17 protein-coding genes and 2 pseudogenes are annotated in these 17,156 nt (G+C 42.4%); 13 read left to right on the forward strand and 6 right to left on the reverse strand.

Going from position 1 to position 17,156, the window contains the following annotated elements; all coding sequences use genetic code 11:
- Nucleotides 1-251 precede the first annotated feature (251 nt).
- The 5 genes from thiD (at nucleotide 252) to BQ7997_RS25695 (ending at nucleotide 4,453) form a co-directional block, all read left to right on the forward strand.
- On the forward strand, nucleotides 252-1,088 hold the full coding sequence (gene thiD, locus BQ7997_RS08625) for a bifunctional hydroxymethylpyrimidine kinase/phosphomethylpyrimidine kinase (RefSeq protein ID WP_073345488.1): 837 nt from the start codon (nucleotides 252-254) through the stop codon (nucleotides 1,086-1,088).
- Between the two features lie 50 nt (nucleotides 1,089-1,138).
- A complete protein-coding gene (gene fabD / locus BQ7997_RS08630; RefSeq protein WP_044654566.1) occupies nucleotides 1,139-2,026 on the forward strand; it encodes an ACP S-malonyltransferase in 888 nt (295 codons plus the stop codon).
- A gap of 197 nt (nucleotides 2,027-2,223) precedes the next feature.
- Entirely contained in the window at nucleotides 2,224-3,354 is a 1,131-nt protein-coding gene (gene sucC, locus BQ7997_RS08635) for an ADP-forming succinate--CoA ligase subunit beta (RefSeq protein ID WP_073345491.1), read from the forward strand.
- 33 nt (nucleotides 3,355-3,387) lie between these two features.
- The gene (gene sucD / locus BQ7997_RS08640; protein WP_073345493.1) at nucleotides 3,388-4,248 is read left to right on the forward strand and encodes a succinate--CoA ligase subunit alpha; all 861 of its coding nucleotides are present in this window, start codon (nucleotides 3,388-3,390) and stop codon (nucleotides 4,246-4,248) included.
- 31 nt (nucleotides 4,249-4,279) lie between these two features.
- The gene (locus BQ7997_RS25695) at nucleotides 4,280-4,453 is read left to right on the forward strand and encodes a hypothetical protein (RefSeq protein ID WP_162842109.1); all 174 of its coding nucleotides are present in this window, start codon (nucleotides 4,280-4,282) and stop codon (nucleotides 4,451-4,453) included.
- Between the two features lie 69 nt (nucleotides 4,454-4,522).
- Here BQ7997_RS25695 and BQ7997_RS08645 read toward each other — a convergent pair whose 3' ends face one another.
- From BQ7997_RS08645 to BQ7997_RS08660, 5 genes and pseudogenes are all read right to left on the reverse strand, one after another.
- Nucleotides 4,523-4,768 carry an RNA recognition motif domain-containing protein gene (locus BQ7997_RS08645; RefSeq protein WP_007755457.1) on the reverse strand — a complete coding sequence of 82 codons (246 nt, stop codon included), beginning with the start codon at nucleotides 4,766-4,768 and terminating at the stop codon, nucleotides 4,523-4,525.
- 291 nt (nucleotides 4,769-5,059) lie between these two features.
- A pseudogene (locus BQ7997_RS25880) lies at nucleotides 5,060-5,149 on the reverse strand (DNA-binding response regulator); the annotation flags it as partial.
- 153 nt (nucleotides 5,150-5,302) lie between these two features.
- Nucleotides 5,303-6,805, reverse strand: a complete 1,503-nt coding sequence (locus BQ7997_RS08650; protein WP_073345495.1) for a glutamine synthetase family protein — start codon at nucleotides 6,803-6,805, stop codon at nucleotides 5,303-5,305.
- A gap of 104 nt (nucleotides 6,806-6,909) precedes the next feature.
- Nucleotides 6,910-7,713: a DUF4846 domain-containing protein gene (locus BQ7997_RS08655; RefSeq protein WP_073345496.1), complete on the reverse strand. Its 804-nt coding sequence runs from the start codon at nucleotides 7,711-7,713 to the stop codon at nucleotides 6,910-6,912.
- 43 nt (nucleotides 7,714-7,756) lie between these two features.
- Nucleotides 7,757-7,957 carry a hypothetical protein gene (locus BQ7997_RS08660; protein WP_073345498.1) on the reverse strand — a complete coding sequence of 67 codons (201 nt, stop codon included), beginning with the start codon at nucleotides 7,955-7,957 and terminating at the stop codon, nucleotides 7,757-7,759.
- Between the two features lie 238 nt (nucleotides 7,958-8,195).
- Here BQ7997_RS08660 and BQ7997_RS08665 point away from each other — a divergent pair, with 238 nt between their 5' ends.
- From BQ7997_RS08665 to BQ7997_RS08700, 8 genes and pseudogenes are all read left to right on the forward strand, one after another.
- Nucleotides 8,196-9,083 (forward strand): polyphosphate kinase 2 family protein, encoded by an 888-nt coding sequence (locus BQ7997_RS08665; RefSeq protein ID WP_073345499.1) that lies wholly within the window; start codon nucleotides 8,196-8,198, stop codon nucleotides 9,081-9,083.
- A complete protein-coding gene (locus tag BQ7997_RS08670) occupies nucleotides 9,061-9,690 on the forward strand; it encodes a DUF169 domain-containing protein (protein WP_073345501.1) in 630 nt (209 codons plus the stop codon). The genes BQ7997_RS08665 and BQ7997_RS08670 overlap by 23 nt, the downstream gene beginning before the upstream one ends.
- A 199-nt stretch (nucleotides 9,691-9,889) precedes the next feature.
- Complete coding sequence (locus tag BQ7997_RS08675) at nucleotides 9,890-10,399, forward strand: hypothetical protein (protein WP_044655382.1); 510 nt, start codon at nucleotides 9,890-9,892, stop codon at nucleotides 10,397-10,399.
- A gap of 18 nt (nucleotides 10,400-10,417) precedes the next feature.
- A complete protein-coding gene (locus tag BQ7997_RS08680) occupies nucleotides 10,418-11,353 on the forward strand; it encodes a DUF362 domain-containing protein (RefSeq protein ID WP_022138835.1) in 936 nt (311 codons plus the stop codon).
- 6 nt (nucleotides 11,354-11,359) lie between these two features.
- Nucleotides 11,360-12,904, forward strand: coding sequence for a 4Fe-4S binding protein (locus tag BQ7997_RS08685; protein WP_073345503.1), 1,545 nt, complete (start codon nucleotides 11,360-11,362; stop codon nucleotides 12,902-12,904).
- 83 nt (nucleotides 12,905-12,987) lie between these two features.
- Nucleotides 12,988-13,794: a patatin-like phospholipase family protein gene (locus BQ7997_RS08690; protein ID WP_022138837.1), complete on the forward strand. Its 807-nt coding sequence runs from the start codon at nucleotides 12,988-12,990 to the stop codon at nucleotides 13,792-13,794.
- Between the two features lie 52 nt (nucleotides 13,795-13,846).
- Nucleotides 13,847-15,544 (forward strand): alpha-amylase family glycosyl hydrolase, encoded by a 1,698-nt coding sequence (locus BQ7997_RS08695; protein ID WP_073345506.1) that lies wholly within the window; start codon nucleotides 13,847-13,849, stop codon nucleotides 15,542-15,544.
- A gap of 133 nt (nucleotides 15,545-15,677) precedes the next feature.
- Nucleotides 15,678-16,157 (forward strand): annotated as a pseudogene (locus tag BQ7997_RS08700) (PepSY-like domain-containing protein); the annotation flags it as partial.
- A gap of 43 nt (nucleotides 16,158-16,200) precedes the next feature.
- Here the strand turns inward: BQ7997_RS08700 and BQ7997_RS08705 are convergent.
- A complete protein-coding gene (locus BQ7997_RS08705; RefSeq protein ID WP_073345508.1) occupies nucleotides 16,201-17,136 on the reverse strand; it encodes an ISAon1 family transposase in 936 nt (311 codons plus the stop codon).
- Nucleotides 17,137-17,156: the final 20 nt, after the last annotated feature.

The raw sequence follows: 17,156 nt of genomic DNA on the forward strand, positions 1-17,156 counted from the left end.
AAATACATATCATACATACTACAATATGTATAGAGAGTGTTATCTTCTGATTTACAATATGTATTCCAGCCGTTCCCGGGATGAGTAATTGTATAAAGTACAAAAACTAGATTTACGCTTTATTATCAGTACTTTTCATGCAAATAACGGTTAGTGGCAACAAGGATACTTATTGTACTTTAAACGATATGCCATTTTGTACCTTATCGTTTTTTATCCTATCTTTGCAGGTAAATATTAAAAAAACTAAAATGGAACATCCTACAGTCATTTTATCCATTGCCGGTTCCGATTGTTCGGGTGGCGCAGGTATTCAGGCAGATATAAAAACAATCTCGGCTTTAGGCGGATATGCGGCATCAGCCATTACCGCAGTGACCGTACAAAACACACTGGGAGTATGCGCCGTACAAGCCATGTCTCCTGAAATTGTACGTGGACAAATAGAGGCCGTGATGGAAGACCTTCAACCTGTTGCTATAAAAATAGGTATGGTGAGTGACATTCAGATTGTTCATGTCATTTCCGATTGCCTGCGAAAGTATGCGCCCGAATACGTGGTATATGATCCGGTCATGGTATCTACCAGCGGACGAAAATTGATGACGGACGAAGCCATAGAAGAAATAAAAAAAGAGTTGCTGCCTCTCGTTACCTTACTCACTCCCAATATTGATGAAGCAACCGTGCTCACGGGCAAAAGCATTCACAACATCCGGGAGATGCAGGAAGCAGCCAAAATATTGACAGATAGTTTCCATACCGGCATTTTAATAAAAGGCGGGCATCTGGAAGGCGACGTAATGTTCGACCTTCTGCACACTGCCGAATCCATATACCATATATATAAAGAGAAAAAGATAGAAAGCAATAATCTGCACGGAACAGGCTGCACCCTCTCCTCCGCTATTGCCACCTACCTCGCAAAAGGCTATCCCATGCGGGAAGCCATCCAGCATGCCAAAGCTTATATCACCCAGGCAATCATTGCAGGAAAGGATTTGCACATCGGTCACGGCAATGGCCCGCTATGGCATTTTCCCGACTCCATTGCACAAATGTGTACATTTTGTGCGGTCGTATCATAAAAATACGTAACTTTGCACCCGCAATTAAAAATCAATTAAATAATAAAAATATGAAAGCATTTGTATTTCCCGGTCAAGGCGCTCAATTTGTAGGAATGGGTAAAGACCTGTATGAAAACTCAGCTTTAGCAAAAGAATTGTTTGAAAAAGCAAATGATATCCTTGGATATCGCATTACAGATATCATGTTCAACGGTACAGACGAAGACCTTCGTCAGACAAAGGTGACTCAACCTGCCGTATTCCTTCATTCCGTTATCTCTGCTCTTTGCATGGGCGACGACTTCAAGCCGGAAATGACTGCGGGACACTCCCTCGGCGAATTCTCTGCATTGGTAGCTGCCGGTGCTTTGAGCTTTGAAGATGGTTTGAAACTGGTTTATGCACGTGCAATGGCTATGCAGAAGGCTTGCGAAGCAACTCCTTCTACCATGGCTGCCATTATCGCATTGCCGGATGAAAAAGTAGAAGAAATCTGTGCGTCTGTAAATGCAGAAGGTGAAGTTTGTGTACCTGCCAACTACAACTGTCCGGGACAAATCGTTATCTCCGGCTCTATACCGGGTATCGAGAAAGCTTGCGAACTGATGAAAGCTGCCGGGGCAAAACGCGCTCTTCCGTTGAAAGTGGGTGGTGCTTTCCACTCTCCGTTAATGGATCCGGCTAAAGTAGAACTGGAAGCTGCTATCAAGGCAACAGAAATTCATACTCCCAAATGTCCGGTATATCAGAATGTAGACGCCCTCCCTCATACTGATCCTGCCGAAATCAAGAAAAACCTGGTTGCCCAGTTGACTGCTTCCGTACGCTGGACTCAATCAGTGAAGAATATGATTGCCGACGGCGCTACTGATTTCACAGAATGCGGCCCGGGTGCAGTACTTCAGGGATTGATTAAAAAGATAGACGGTTCTGTCAGTGCCCATGGCATTGCATAAACATCAGAAAAAATACACTATTCATTAGTTTACAGCGTGTTGGCAGGATTGTCAACACGCTTTTTTTTTATTCTCAATCTTCATACCAAAAGGATACTAACATGTTCTAAAACATTCAGGCAGAATTCTTTTCCGTAAACTTTCCGTATCTTGCTTCTGTTTTATTAATAGGAATCATTTACTCAAATTTGTGAGCCATGAAAATACATGAATATCAAGCGAAAGAGATTTTCTCCAAGTATGGAATACCTGTTGAGAGGCACACGCTATGCCGTACCGCCACGGGTGTTGTAGCCGCATTTCGGACTATCGGGACGGACAAAGTCGTTATTAAAGCGCAAGTATTGACGGGTGGCCGGGGAAAAGCCGGTGGAGTCAAAGTGGTAGATAACATGGAAGATGCCTATCAGGAAGCAAGAAATATTCTTGAGATGAGCATCAAAGGGCTCCCCGTCAATCAGGTACTGGTGAGTGAAGCCATTGATATTGCAGCCGAATATTATGTCGGCTTTACTATCGACCGGAACACACGTTCCGTTGTTCTTATGATGAGCGCATCCGGTGGAATGGATATTGAAGAAGTAGCCCGGCGAACACCGGAAAAAATCATCCGGTATTCAATAGATCCGTTTATCGGGCTTCCCGATTATTTGGCACGGCATTTCGCTTTCTCCCTATTTCCACAGATGGAACAGGCAGGCAGGATGGCCGTTATCCTTCAGGAACTTTATAAAGTATTTATAGAAAACGACGCATCGTTGGTGGAAGTCAATCCGTTGGCGCTCACCGCAAAGGGTACGCTGATAGCTATTGATGCCAAGATTGTTTTTGACGATAATGCTCTTTACCGCCATCCGGGCATACAGGCATTATCTGACCCGACGGAAGAAGAAAAGGTTGAAGCAAACGCGAAAGATAAAGGATTCAGTTATGTTCATATGGACGGTAATATCGGTTGCATGGTGAACGGCGCCGGACTTGCCATGGCTACAATGGATATGATTAAACTGCACGGTGGAAATCCGGCCAACTTCCTAGATATCGGCGGTAGTTCCAATCCTCTCAAAGTAGTGGAAGCCATGAAACTCCTGTTGCAGGACGAAAAAGTCAAAGTGGTTCTGATTAATATTTTCGGCGGAATCACCCGCTGTGATGATGTGGCAATGGGACTTATCCAGGCATTCGACATGATAAAGGGCGATATACCTGTCATCGTACGGCTTACAGGAACCAATGAGAATATCGGACGGGAGCTGCTACGGAATCATAGCCGTTTTCAGATAGCCACGACCATGAAAGAAGCCGCGTTGATGGCTCTGAAATCATAATGCATAACGAATCACTTTAAAAGTAAACCAATTATGAGCATATTAATAGATAAATCCACTCGCTTGATTGTACAAGGAATCACAGGCAGGGACGGACTTTTCCACGCCAAAAAGATGAAAGAATACGGAACCAATGTTGTTGGCGGAACTTCTCCGGGCAAAGGCGGAACGAACGTAGACGGTATTCCGGTATTCAACACCATGTATGAAGCTGTCGGACAGACGCAGGCCAACACTTCCATCATTTTCGTTCCGGCGCGTTTTGCGGCGGATGCGATTATGGAAGCGGCAGATGCGGGTATCCGGTTAATTGTCTGCATTGCGGAAGGTATTCCCACACTGGATGTAATTAAAGCGCACCGGTTTGTTGAAGAGAAAGGCGCCATGTTGATCGGACCAAATTGTCCGGGACTTATTTCTCCGGAAAAAAGTATGGTTGGTATCCTGCCGGGACAAGTCTTCAAGGAAGGAAAAGTCGGAGTTATCAGCCGCAGCGGAACACTCACTTATGAAATAGTATATCACTTGACGACCAATGGCATGGGACAATCCACCGCTATCGGTATCGGTGGCGATCCTGTCGTAGGACTGCATTTTCTCCAATTACTGGAGATGTTTCAGAACGATCCGGAAACAGAAGCTATTGTACTGATTGGAGAGATCGGCGGAAACGCGGAAGAACAGGCTGCCGAATATATTCGTCAGAATGTCAGCAAACCTGTTGTGGCGTTTATTGCCGGACAGTCCGCTCCTCCGGGAAAACAGATGGGACATGCGGGAGCCATTATTTCAGGAAGTTCCGGTTCGGCAGAAGAGAAGGTCAAAGCACTGGAAGCTGCCGGTATCCGAGTAGCGGAAGAACCTTCGGACATTCCGGAATTATTGAAAAGATAATAAGAAACAGTCATTTAAAAATTAGAATAATATGGGCAGACGTAGGCAATTGGAGCATGAAGTATCCCTGGCACAGGAAAGAATAAAGAAAGCGGCTAAGGATACGCCAAAGAATATCCTGAAGTTATGGGAACAGGAACTGGTAGATCTTGAACTGGAACTCAATAATCTGGTGGATGATGAAGAAGATAATAATGAGGACTAGCTGAAATAGAAGAAGGGCGTGTCGGTTTACCTGACACGCCCTTCTTTATTATCGGCTGTATATCCAGTCTTAGTTTCTTGGCAAAGCTTCTTTTACTACCATTGAACGACCTACATATTCAGCACCATTCAATTGTTTGATAGCATTGTTAGCTTCTGTATCATCCGGCATTTCGATAAACGCAAAACCTTTTGATCTTCTAGTTTCACGGTCTGTGATTAACTTTACTGAAGCAACTGTTCCATACTCTTCCATTACATTTCTCAAGTCTGATTCCTTAACATTATAGCTAAGATTTCCAATGTACAAATTCATAAAATACAAATATAAAAAATTAATAATTCAATAAGAAAGTTTTGGGAAGAGCTAAATTAGAGATGGAAATGCTCAAGTAAATGAGAAGATTCATGTAAAATAATCAAATCGCAATAAACCTCTTTATTGTTGTTGATGCAAAGTAAAGCATTCTTTGGGGATAATGCACTATACTCCCTCCTTTTTCTTTCAATAAAACATCTTTTTTATGAAATTAGGCCAATACTTAACGTATTTAAGCCTTATTGCCGGTGATTTTCCAAGTTTATCATCTGAATTTTCTTTCGGCAGCCTCTTCATTACAAACTCCTCAAAAAACTGTTTCTTATAACTTCCGCCTATAGCTATCTCATAAGACTTGATAAAAATATCATTCGTATCGACGTGACTCCGGAAACAATTAGCCATATACGCAAAAAGTACGAGTAGCTGAGATTGATTGCTAAATAGATGCCAAAGTACAGAGCAACCATACAAAAAGGCTATCCTCCCCCAAAGGAAGATAGCCTTTTCCTCAATATATCTTGTTATTTATTACCCGCAGTGGAAATACTTATGTACCAACTCCAACATTTCCTGTGGTTTACCATCCAAATCCGCACGCAATGTCTTGTCCTCATAGCTCCGAAGTTTTCGGATAATGCCGTCAATCATTGCCGGACTAAATACGTTGTATTGTTCAAAGATTGCTCTTTGCTGTTGCAGGCAGTCGGCAGAAGCTTCGCAGCTATCCGGCAATTGTGCCAATACTTTCAGTTTATCTTCATTCTCTTTTTGATGGATATTCACGTTCACATATGTTTCGCGGGCAATATCCAATGCATTTCCTAATTCAAAACCATGACGGCAGGCAACGGCCAAACCAGCCAACAGTTGATATAAATCTGCCGAACCATCCGGCGAACGCATTTCCACTGTCTGCTTCTGACTGGTGTCAAAATGGCTTTCAGTTTCTAATGGATTTGCCAATGTACACATATCTGTCTTGGCAGCCCAGCCCAGGGGAACACGCACTAATACGGAACGGTTGCGATCTCCCCAGCAAACATTGGTAGGTGCCTCCTGATGAGGGACAAGGCGGAAGTATGAAGTAGGATTCGTATTTCCAAAGGCAGTAATCGAAGGAGCAAGTACCATCATTCCGGCAATTGCCTTACGGGCTGTTTCGGACAAAACGCCGTCTTGTAGCATTTGATTCTTTCCGTCTTTCATAATACGCATATGAACATGCAAGCCCGAACCTGCTTTACCTGCTGTAATCTTAGGGGCGAACGTCACATTATATCCATATTTATATCCCAAATTACGAATTACCCATTTGGCTATCATCAGTTGGTCTGCTGCCTGCGACACGGGAACAGGCAAGAATTCTATTTCATTCTGTTCGTAGATATAACCGTCCAAAGTAAAATTACCAACTTCGGAGTGGCCGTACTTTATTTGTCCACCCGTCTGTGCGATATATGACATACATTGGGTACGGAATTCATTGAATTTGGCATAAGGGCCTGATTCATGATAACCACGTTGGTCGGTTGCCTGGAACATGCCGGTATCCGGTGCTATTACATAATATTCCAGTTCGCCCATAGCTTGAAATTCCATTCCGGTGACTTCCGTAAAGGTCTTGCTTGCTTTGTAAAGAGTATGTTCCGGTGCACTTTCGAGCGGCTCTCCGTCTTTATTGAAGAAAGAGCAAAGCATGGACAGGGTCGGAATCTCCGCAAACGGGTCAACAAATGCAGTACAGAAACGGGGAATTACATAAAGGTCACTGCTTCCCGCTTCTATAAAAGAGAAAAGACTGGAACCGTCTACCCGTTCTCCACAAGTAAGAATAGCTTCCAGATAAGCCTCGTTATTGATAACAAAGTTCAAAGTTTTCAAACGACCGTCTCCCGCAGGGTACATAAAATTAACCATGCGGATATCTTTTTGTTGGATAAATGAGATAATGTCAGCTTTGGTAAATTCAGAAGTCGGCTTCTGAAGGAATGCTACCAATTGGTTGGCATTCATTGATAAATTTTGATTCATAATCGGTTGTTTTTCGTTGTTGTATGATTAAAAACGGTTTGTTGAACGCCAAAGATAAGGAAAAGATAGAAAAACAAATAAAAATAGGTGAGATTATTTCCTGACTATTTAAAGCGTTTTAAATCTTTCTTCTCAAAAATCCATTCCGGAGTGTATAGTTTTCCTTCATCAGTTTCCGCCAGTTCATACCAGGGAGACAACCTTCGACTGGTAGGATTTACGAGAATATGAATCTGCTGTGCAGGCATATAGCTCTGTGCCAACAGAAATACTTTCTTTTTTGTATCCAGGTGAATGGCGACATCTATCACAATGACAGCATGCCCGGGTGAACCACCTTTTATAAAAACATCACCGGGTTGCAGAGAAGTATAAGGTACAGTTTGAAGTTCTTGGGATAAAGAAGCCGTTCCGGCATACATAAAGACGATATCCAGGTAACCGCGGAAAGTTTTATATGAATAATCCTTACCCTTGCCCGAATCATACCATTGCACCTGATTCCCACTAACCTTTATACGATTTCCTTCCGCCCATTTCTTATATTCAGCCGCGAATCCACTTGTAAAATTGAATTTTATTTCGTCATACCGTTTGTGCTTCCACAAGTATTCCGCCCGCAAACGTATCACGGCATCGGCACATTGCTGCAAATCACGATTACCTATTTCCATATCCACCACGGCAAATGCAGCGGCCTGATTCGATTTTTCTCTTCCATTATGAAGCAAGACTTTACTACCTTTTGGCAATAAGGGCAGAGTGCGCAAATAAGCAGTAAAAGAATTATCATGACAGTCCTCTCTGACATATCCTGTCGGTGGAGTAATTCTGTCCGCCAATTTCTCTTGTCCCCATGATTGCAGGGCTGCCAAAAACAGTCCTGCACAGATTAGCAAATACTTCATTCTATATCCTTTTTATTGATTATATATCAGTAAACGACACCTTTTATTTCTTCCATTCATCAAGTTTGCAAAGCGGATTCTTCTGAAATTCTTCCCAGTCTTTTCTCAACAGTTCTTCGCAGGCGATAATTAATTGATGACGTTCATTTGTGTTTGTCGGATCTTTCTTGATATCTTCTATATATTCAAGCAGATTCCAACATCCTCCTGAAAAGGTCAGTGCTATTTTGAGTTTATTTTCCATAATGTATATTTTAAGTTGTGTGAGACAAATATAAGTAATTATTGTTTAATACGAAGACGAATATCTATTTTTCTTCCGATTGAGGGGATGAACAGCGTGTGTACGATGCAATGTTTCAGCATCTATTTCCGTTAAAAAGCTTTGTTCTTGTCTTAATGCTCCAAACGTGCTGACCTGAAAAACTAATCGGACGCTTCAACTGTTTTATTTTCAGTAGAAACCTCTAAATTACAGTCACATGAAGAAGGATATGCTTAAAGAATTACTGGCAAAGCCCGGAAAAAAACATTTGGTATCGGATTTCGATTCGTCATTCACGGGTGATTTGTCCAAACAGGACGCTAAAGAACAGTTGGCTAAAGATGTTGAGAAACTCTCAGAGCTGCAAAGTATGCTTTACGCACAAGACCGGTATTCGATTCTGATTATTTTTCAGGCGATGGACGCAGCCGGAAAGGATGGGACTATCAAGCATGTGATGTCCGGTATTAATCCGCAGGGATGCCAGGTGTATTCATTCAAACAGCCCTCTGCCGAAGAATTAGACCATGATTATCTTTGGCGCATCAATCGTTCGCTGCCGGAAAGAGGACGCATCGGCATCTTCAACCGTTCACAATACGAAGATGTGTTGATTGCCAGGGTGCATCCTGAAATCATTTTATCCAATAAGCTGCCGGGCATTGAAACGATGAAAGATATTGATCCTGACTTCTGGAAACGCCGTTATCGGCAGATTAATGATTTCGAACGTTACCTGACGGAAAATGGTACAGTCGTTCTGAAATTCTTCCTTAACGTATCGAAAGCTGAACAGAAAAAGCGATTTATGGAGCGATTGGACGATCCGGCAAAAAACTGGAAGTTTTCTTCCGCAGACATCAAGGAACGCCGGTTCTGGGATGAGTATATGAAGGCTTATGCGGACGTATTGACGGAGACATCGACTGAAGTGGCTCCCTGGTATGTAATTCCCGCAGATAATAAATGGTTCATGCGGTATGCAGTGGGGCGAATCATTTGCGACCGGATGCAACAATTGGACTTGCATTATCCCAAACTGTCAAAAGAAGGGCTGGAAAAATTGGAAGAATGTAAGAAAAGTGTATCAGACATTAACTTTTGATTCGCTTGCGCTTATCCTTTTTTATTCTAACTTTGTGGAAAGACCTACATATAAAACAAAGAATGAAGAGAATATCGGCTGCGGTGGCGGCAAGTTCTATACAGGTTTTACTGAAATGCCGGAACGCGTGCCGACTTTTGTTTCACTCAAAGAAAAGTACAAGAAGACTCCGCAAATGGTTATTGACTTTGTGGAGCAAATCGGGGTTTCGAGAACGGAAAAAAAGTATCTCCACTTTGCACGAATAGATAAAGTGAAGAGTTTTGAAGAGGTAGAGGGGATTGTTTTTCTAGCCAATCCTGACATGCTTTCCGGATTGACGACATGGGCTTTCTATGATAACAACGCAGAAGACTGTGTAGTTTCTACTTTTGGTTCCGGTTGCAGCAGTGTAGTGACTCAAGCTACCATAGAGAACCGGAAAGGCGGTAAACGTACTTTCATCGGTTTCTTCGATCCCTCCGTCCGCCCCTATTTCGAAGCGGATAAACTAAGCTACACTATACCTATGTCAAGGTTTAAAGAGATGTATCTGACGATGCGCCAAAGCTGTTTGTTTGATACACATGCATGGGGCAAGATTCGGGAAAGAATGGATGCTGAATAAGGCAAAAGAGAGAATCAAATAGTTCCAAAATAAGTTTCCCGGTATGAAACAAATAGTTTCAAATAGGTCTGAAACTTTTCTGTCCCATTTTTAAGAAAATAAGCAAATAGTTCTTTTCCCGGATTAAACCTTTCTGATAGAGAGAAGTCTAATTTTTAAGATATCATCGTTCTATTAAATACAAAAGTTATCAACGAAAATGGAAACATCTGTCAAGCTCTACTCGCTGAATTACAGCAATGTAAAAACTTACCTGTTCGCTCTGCTGTTTGTAGCAGGCAACATTGCACTTCCACAACTATGTCATCTTATACCTTATGGTGGTCCTACCCTGCTGCCTATCTATTTTTTCACATTGGTTGCAAGCTATAAGTATGGATTTCGCGTAGGATTATTGACTGCAATTCTTTCTCCTGTCATTAACCATCTGTTGTTTGCCATGCCTTCGGAAACCGTGCTTCCGGTTATACTGATAAAATCCACTCTACTCGCCGGAGCTTCTGCTCTCGCCGCACGAACACTGAAATCTGTCTCTTTATTGGGTGTTCTTGGGGTCGTACTCTCCTATCAGATCATAGGAACTGCTTTTGAATGGGCGATTCTCGGTGATTTCCATGCAGCGGCACAAGATTTCCGTATCGGTATTCCAGGAATGTTGATCCAGTGGTTTGGTGGCTATGCCCTGTTAAAAGCGATTGCAAAACTCTAAACTCTAAATTTAAAAACAATGGATAGAAGGGACTTTTTAAAAACAGTAGCGATCACCGGAGCAGCTCTGACTATACAGCGTTCGGAAGCTATGGAGATACTAACTCAGACTATCAATAAAGCAAACGGGGATAATCCCGACCTGGTGGCTGTTATGGGCGGAGAGCCGGAAGCGATGTTCCGCCGTGCCATCAGCGAACTGGGTGGAATGAAGCAGTTTGTGAAGCCGGGACAGAAAGTAGTTGTAAAACCGAATATCGGTTGGGATAAAGTACCGGAACTGGCGGGAAATACAAATCCGAAACTGGTTGAGGAAATCGTGAAGCAATGTTTTGCTGCCGGAGCTAAAGAAGTGACGGTATTCGACCATACTTGTGATGATTGGCAGAAATGCTACAAGAATAGCGGTATCGAAGCAGCCGCCAAAAGTGCGGGAGCTAAGGTAATGCCTGCTCATTTGGAATCCTACTACAAACCTGTAGACCTGCCAAACGGCAAAAAGATGAAGAAGGCAAAAGTACATGAAGCGATTCTGAATTGTGACGTGTGGATCAATGTCCCTATCCTGAAGAATCATGGCGGAGCCAATCTGACAATCTCAATGAAAAATCATATGGGGATTGTATGGGATCGCGGTTTCTTCCATCAGAATGATTTGCAACAGTGCATAGCGGATATATGTACATTGCAAAAAAAGGCCGTGCTCAATGTAGTAGACGCTTATCGGATTATGAAAACCAATGGGCCTCGGGGACGTTCGGCATCAGATGTTGTCCTGGCAAAAGGATTGTTTATTTCACCGGATATTGTAGCCGTAGATACGGCTGCCGCCAGGTTCTTCAACCAGGTACGTGAGATGCCATTGGATACCGTAGGACATCTCTCCAAAGGAGAAGCTTTGAAAGTAGGAACTATGAATCTTGACAAACTGAATGTCAAGCGAATTAAGATGTAAATTATAATGTTAAGAAAGATACGTATCGTACTATCAGTCCTGCTTTTTGCACTGATTACTTTTTATTTTATAGATTTCGCAGGGATATTACCGAATAGTTTTCATAGGTTAGCACATATTCAATTTATACCTGCGCTGATATCATTCAGCGTAGGTATATTACTTTTTCTTATTGTACTGACTTTGCTGTTCGGACGCGTTTATTGCTCAACGATTTGCCCGATGGGTATTCTGCAAGATGTCGTTGCACGCATTTCCAAATCGACAGGAAAGAAAAAGAAAAGGTACAAATACAGCCCTGCCAAAAATATATTGCGATGGAGCATCGTCGGAGTGCTGGTTATTGCTTTTATTGGCAAATTCACTGCCGCAATAGGAATATTGGATCCGTATAGTGCTTACGGACGTATTGCGGTGCATATATTCAAGCCTGTCTATATGTCAGGGAATAACTTGCTGGAATCTGTCTTTTCCAAATTTGAGAATTATACATTTTATCAGGTAGATACGTCCATGCTTAGTCTTTCTTCCCTGCTTATCGCAATACTTACATTCGGAATCATTATTATATTGGCATGGAAACATGGAAGAACCTGGTGCAACACAATTTGCCCCGTCGGGACTGTACTCGGTTTTTTAAGCCGCTTTTCTTTATTCAAAGTTCGCATTGACGTTACGAAATGCAATGGTTGCGGGCTTTGTGCTACCAAATGTAAGGCTGCCTGCATCAACAGTAAGGAACATATCATTGACCATAGTCGTTGTGTAGATTGTTTCGATTGTCTAGGGGCTTGCAAACAGAAGGCTTTAGTTTATAGTCCTGCAACCACAAAGCAACAATTGCTTTCGGAAGAAGCTGCTACACCGGCAACTACTGATTCTTCCAAAAGACGTTTCCTTGTTGCCGGCCTTATTACTGCCGGAGCAGCACCTAAGATACTCTCACAAGTCCAGGAATCTGTGGCAACCATGCAAGGGAAAAAGGCTTATAAAAAGGAAAATCCGATTACTCCGCCGGGTTCTGTCAGTCGGAAGCATTTCCAGCAGCAATGTACGTCGTGCCATCTTTGTGTAAGCAAATGTCCGTCACATGTTCTGAAGCCTGCTTTCATGGAATATGGACTGGCAGGTATGATGCAGCCTACTGTCAATTTCGATAAAGGATTCTGTAATTTCGATTGTACGGTTTGCGGAGATGTATGCCCCAATGGTGCCATTCTTCCTTTGACTGTCGAGCAGAAACACCTCACCCAAATGGGAACCGTGGTATTTATCGAAGAAAACTGTATTGTCTATACAGATGGAACCAGTTGTGGAGCTTGTTCGGAGCACTGTCCCACTCAAGCCATCGCCATGGTACCTTACAGGGATGGGCTGACAATCCCTCATGTAAATACAGAGATATGTGTAGGCTGCGGAGGTTGTGAATATGTCTGTCCTGCACGTCCGTTCCGGGCCGTATATATTGAAGGAAATCCTGTACAAAAAGAAGCAAAACCATTTAAAGAAAGCGAAGAACATAAAGTTGAAATTGATGGCTTCGGATTCTAACTTCCAAAAAAACTATTCATTATATTCCGCCTACTTTCAATAATTTCACTAAATTCGTGGCGAACTAAAGAAAATAGGATTTCATGGAGGTATATACAAATAACTGGAATAGCCGGAAATATCAGATTGGCTATGCTCTGAGCGGAGGGTTTATTAAAGGATTTGCCCATTTGGGGGTAATGCAAGCTCTCTTGGAGCATGACATCAAACCGGACATTATCTCCGGAGTAAGCGCGGGAGCACTCGCAGGAGTTTTCTATGCGGACGGCAACGAACCCCACAAAGTGCTTGATTATTTCTCCGGACATAAATTCCAGGACTTGACCAAATTGGTTATCCCCAAGAAAGGGTTATTCGACCTCTGTGAATTTATTGATTTTCTCCGGACGAACGTAAAAGCCAAGAATCTGGAAGATTTGCAGATTCCCCTGATTATCACGGCGACCGACCTCGACCACGGACGTATGGTTCATTTTCATCGTGGCACCATAGCGGAGCGGGTGGCTGCTTCCTGCTGTATGCCTGTCATGTTTGCCCCCGTCAATATAGAAGGAACTAATTATGTGGATGGCGGATTGATGATGAATCTTCCGGTTTCCACTCTTCGACGGGTTTGTGACAAGGTGGTGGCTGTCAACGTAAGCCCCATCATGGCGCAAGATTATAAGATGAATATTGTAAGCATCGCCATGCGTTCATTCCACTTTATGTTTCGTGCTAATACTTTTCCTGAAAGAGAAAAATGCGATTTGCTGATTGAGCCTTACAACTTATATGGGTATAGCAACACGGAACTGGAAAAAGCAGAAGAAATCTTTGAACATGGATATAATACAGCCAACGAAGTGTTGAACCAATTGTTGGCAGAAAAGGGGAAAATATGGAAATAACCCATATTCTCCCAAAAGAACAATAAATATGAATCATAAAAATCTACTCGATATGAATGACGAAAAAAAAATAATCATCTATCAGGTGTTCACCCGCCTGTTTGGAAATAATAACAACCATTGTGTCTACAATGGTGACATAAGCGCCAACGGCTGTGGAAAAATGACCGATTTCACCCTGAAGGCACTTGGAGAAATCAAGAAACTGGGTAGTACGCATATTTGGTATACAGGTATCATCGAACATGCTACGCAGACAGATTATCGCCGATACAACATCAGTCCCGACCATCCCGCTATCGTGAAAGGAAAAGCCGGCTCGCCTTATGCCATCAAGGATTATTACGATGTTGACCCGGATCTGGCAAACGATGTGCCAGGACGTATGAAGGAATTCGAGAATCTGGTACACCGTACCCATCGTGCCGGATTGAAAGTTATCATTGATTTTGTTCCCAATCATGTGGCCCGCCAATATCATTCGGATGCACAACCGGACGGCACTACGGAACTGGGAGCGAATGATGATTCAAGCCTGTCTTTCAGCCCTTACAATAATTTCTATTACATTCCACAGGCGGAGCTCCATGCCCAGTTTGACATGAAAGACGGTGCTGCCGAACCTTACCGGGAGTTTCCGGCGAAGGCAACTGGTAATAATCGTTTTGACGCTACTCCCAATATTACCGACTGGTACGAAACAGTCAAACTGAACTATGGAGTGGACTATCAGAATGGTGGTACATGTCACTTCTCCCCGACTCCGGACACGTGGATCAAGATGCTGGATATCCTTCTCTTTTGGGCGTCCAAGAATATTGACGGCTTCCGTTGTGATATGGCTGAAATGGTTCCCGTTGAGTTTTGGGAATGGGCTATTCCACAGGTCAAAGAGGCTTATCCTGAAATTCTTTTCATCGCAGAAGTCTACAATCCGAATGAATACCGCAACTATCTGATGCGTGGCAAATTTGATTATTTATATGATAAGGTAGGCTTGTATGATACATTACGCAATGTAGCATGCGGATATGAATCTGCCGCTGCCATCACACATTGCTGGCAAAGCCTGAACGGCATTGAGAAAAGGATGCTCAACTTCCTCGAAAATCACGATGAGCAACGCATCGCTTCTAGTTTCTTTGCCGGCAATCCACGCAAAGGGATTCCCGCGCTCATTGTTTCAGCCTGTATGAACACAAATCCTATGATGATTTACTTCGGTCAGGAATTTGGAGAAATGGGAATGGACAGTGAAGGATTCAGTGGTAGGGACGGAAGGACTACTATATTTGATTATTGGAGTGTAGACACGATTCGCCGCTGGCGCAACGGAGGAAAATTCGACGGTAAGATGCTTACCGAAGATCATAAACGACTTTATGACATTTATCAGAAAGTACTGACGCTTTGCAACGAGGAAGAAGCAATCACAAAAGGTGTATTCTTTGATTTAATGTATGCCAATATAAATGGCTGGCGTTTCAATGAACGCAAGCAATATACTTTTATGAGGAAATATAAAAATGAATTGTTGTTCTTCGTTATTAATTTCGACAGTCAGCTGGTAGATGTGGCAATCAATATACCTTCACACGCTTTCGACTTCTTGCAGATTCCTCAAATGGAGTCTTACCAGGCAGTAGACCTGATGACTGGCGCTAAAGAAGAAATCAGTTTATTGCCTTATAAACCGACAGACGTTTCAGTCGGAGCCTATAATGGAAAGATACTGAAGATTACTTTTTAAGTAAAAGCTAAGATTTATATACTCATTACAACCCGGTCATTATGAATGGCCGGGTTATTTTATGTATATCACTCAAACAAATATTCTCAAAGTCTGTTTTAGGTAGATAAATAATACTCTAAACTCAAGGCTTATGAAGAAGATTAATATCGGGGAGTTCGTATTGCTTTTGCTAATGTCTATATCTGCTTTTGCGGACACCCCTCCCGGTAATGTGCAGACTACTTTCAAGAAGATGTATCCGAAGGCTGCTGGTATAGCCTGGTCACAGGATGGCGGCTATTATTGCGCGAATTTTGTAAAGAATGGATTTACTAAAAATGTATGGTTCAATACACAGGGGCAATGGGCTATGACACAGACTGACCTTGTCAGTCTCGACCGCTTGTCACCAACAGTTTATAATGCATTTGTATCCGGCCCTTATGCGAGCTGGGTAGTGGATGATGTGACTATGGTAGAATTTCCGAAATGGCAGGCTATTATAGTAATCAAAGTGGGACAAGACAACGTAGATATCAAATATCAGTTATTCTATACTCCACAAGGGATGCTATTGAAAACGCGGAACGTCAGTTATATGTATGATATTCTTGGTCCGGGTACATTTTTAGGCTCAGTTGTAAATCTTGGGGGATTAACTAGTGTTAATTCCCTCATGCATATACTTTGGCTAACCTAAATAGGAAAAACTTTCTGTCTACTACCCCTCTAAATGATGCTCTAAATGCCTTTATTTTGGCATTAAATGCTTCTGCCTCCGCATTCGTACTTCTGTTCACAAAGAAGTTCAATATTCTTTCATAATGGTTTTCAATGGAATTAGCCACAGTGGAAAATGTGTCATATCCATATTCTTCTATTTTATTGTACCATAACGCGAGTTTGGCTCTTGCCACATCCTTGTCATAAGTAGCCGAAAATATCTTTCCTAACTGGAGTGAATAGTAGTATACATGCTTGATATCCTCAAACTGTTTAAATAAAATTTCTGCTCTAATCTTCTGACTTTTGGTCCATTTATCAGGTGATTTAAAAAGAAGATATCTACTTCTGGCCAGGAGTTGTTTGATTGTATCCCCATTCTCAAATACTTCCGGTTCATAATCAATTCCTCTCTTTCGTGCTTCTTTCATCCGCTTGTTTTCTTCCTTGATTACTTGCCAGCGATAGGTAATACGTAGTTCTTGTACTGCTTCATATACCAACTTTTGTACATGAAACCTGTCTATGACCTGCATCGCCTGCGGAAAACATTTTCTGGCGATTTTATACATGCTTGCGGCCATGTCCAAAGTGATTTCCTTGACTTGCCGGCGTATATCTTCCGGAATCAACATCAGTACAGCTATAACGTCTTCCGCTTTAGTCCCCTTAATGACTGCCACAATAGAACCTTTTCTTCCATGTTTGTCCTTATTGATAATAATTGTGTAAAGCTCTCCCTTGCTTAGGGCTGTCTCGTCTATACAAAGACGATAGCCGACATTCTTGGGATAAAGAATATAATCTTGGGCATGCTCTTTTTGTTCCCAGTCTTTATAATCACTTAAATGTTCTTTGTATTGACTCTGAAGCTGTTTACCATCCATACAATAATGTTCAGCTACGC

Source organism: Bacteroides congonensis, assembly GCF_900130125.1.
Lineage (GTDB): Bacteria > Bacteroidota > Bacteroidia > Bacteroidales > Bacteroidaceae > Bacteroides > Bacteroides congonensis.

What these genes read in the sequence shown, in the direction of transcription:
- thiD (WP_073345488.1), top strand. Translation starts at nt 252, where the DNA reads ATGGAACATCCTACAGTCATTTTATCCATTGCCGGTTCCGATTGTTCG.
- fabD (WP_044654566.1), top strand. Translation starts at nt 1,139, where the DNA reads ATGAAAGCATTTGTATTTCCCGGTCAAGGCGCTCAATTTGTAGGAATG.
- sucC (WP_073345491.1), top strand. Translation starts at nt 2,224, where the DNA reads ATGAAAATACATGAATATCAAGCGAAAGAGATTTTCTCCAAGTATGGA.
- sucD (WP_073345493.1), top strand. Translation starts at nt 3,388, where the DNA reads ATGAGCATATTAATAGATAAATCCACTCGCTTGATTGTACAAGGAATC.
- BQ7997_RS25695 (WP_162842109.1), top strand. Translation starts at nt 4,280, where the DNA reads ATGGGCAGACGTAGGCAATTGGAGCATGAAGTATCCCTGGCACAGGAA.
- BQ7997_RS08645 (WP_007755457.1), bottom strand. Translation starts at nt 4,768, where the DNA reads ATGAATTTGTACATTGGAAATCTTAGCTATAATGTTAAGGAATCAGAC.
- BQ7997_RS08650 (WP_073345495.1), bottom strand. Translation starts at nt 6,805, where the DNA reads ATGAATCAAAATTTATCAATGAATGCCAACCAATTGGTAGCATTCCTT.
- BQ7997_RS08655 (WP_073345496.1), bottom strand. Translation starts at nt 7,713, where the DNA reads ATGAAGTATTTGCTAATCTGTGCAGGACTGTTTTTGGCAGCCCTGCAA.
- BQ7997_RS08660 (WP_073345498.1), bottom strand. Translation starts at nt 7,957, where the DNA reads ATGGAAAATAAACTCAAAATAGCACTGACCTTTTCAGGAGGATGTTGG.
- BQ7997_RS08665 (WP_073345499.1), top strand. Translation starts at nt 8,196, where the DNA reads ATGAAGAAGGATATGCTTAAAGAATTACTGGCAAAGCCCGGAAAAAAA.
- BQ7997_RS08675 (WP_044655382.1), top strand. Translation starts at nt 9,890, where the DNA reads ATGGAAACATCTGTCAAGCTCTACTCGCTGAATTACAGCAATGTAAAA.
- BQ7997_RS08680 (WP_022138835.1), top strand. Translation starts at nt 10,418, where the DNA reads ATGGATAGAAGGGACTTTTTAAAAACAGTAGCGATCACCGGAGCAGCT.
- BQ7997_RS08685 (WP_073345503.1), top strand. Translation starts at nt 11,360, where the DNA reads ATGTTAAGAAAGATACGTATCGTACTATCAGTCCTGCTTTTTGCACTG.
- BQ7997_RS08690 (WP_022138837.1), top strand. Translation starts at nt 12,988, where the DNA reads ATGGAGGTATATACAAATAACTGGAATAGCCGGAAATATCAGATTGGC.
- BQ7997_RS08695 (WP_073345506.1), top strand. Translation starts at nt 13,847, where the DNA reads ATGAATGACGAAAAAAAAATAATCATCTATCAGGTGTTCACCCGCCTG.
- BQ7997_RS08705 (WP_073345508.1), bottom strand. Translation starts at nt 17,136, where the DNA reads ATGGATGGTAAACAGCTTCAGAGTCAATACAAAGAACATTTAAGTGAT.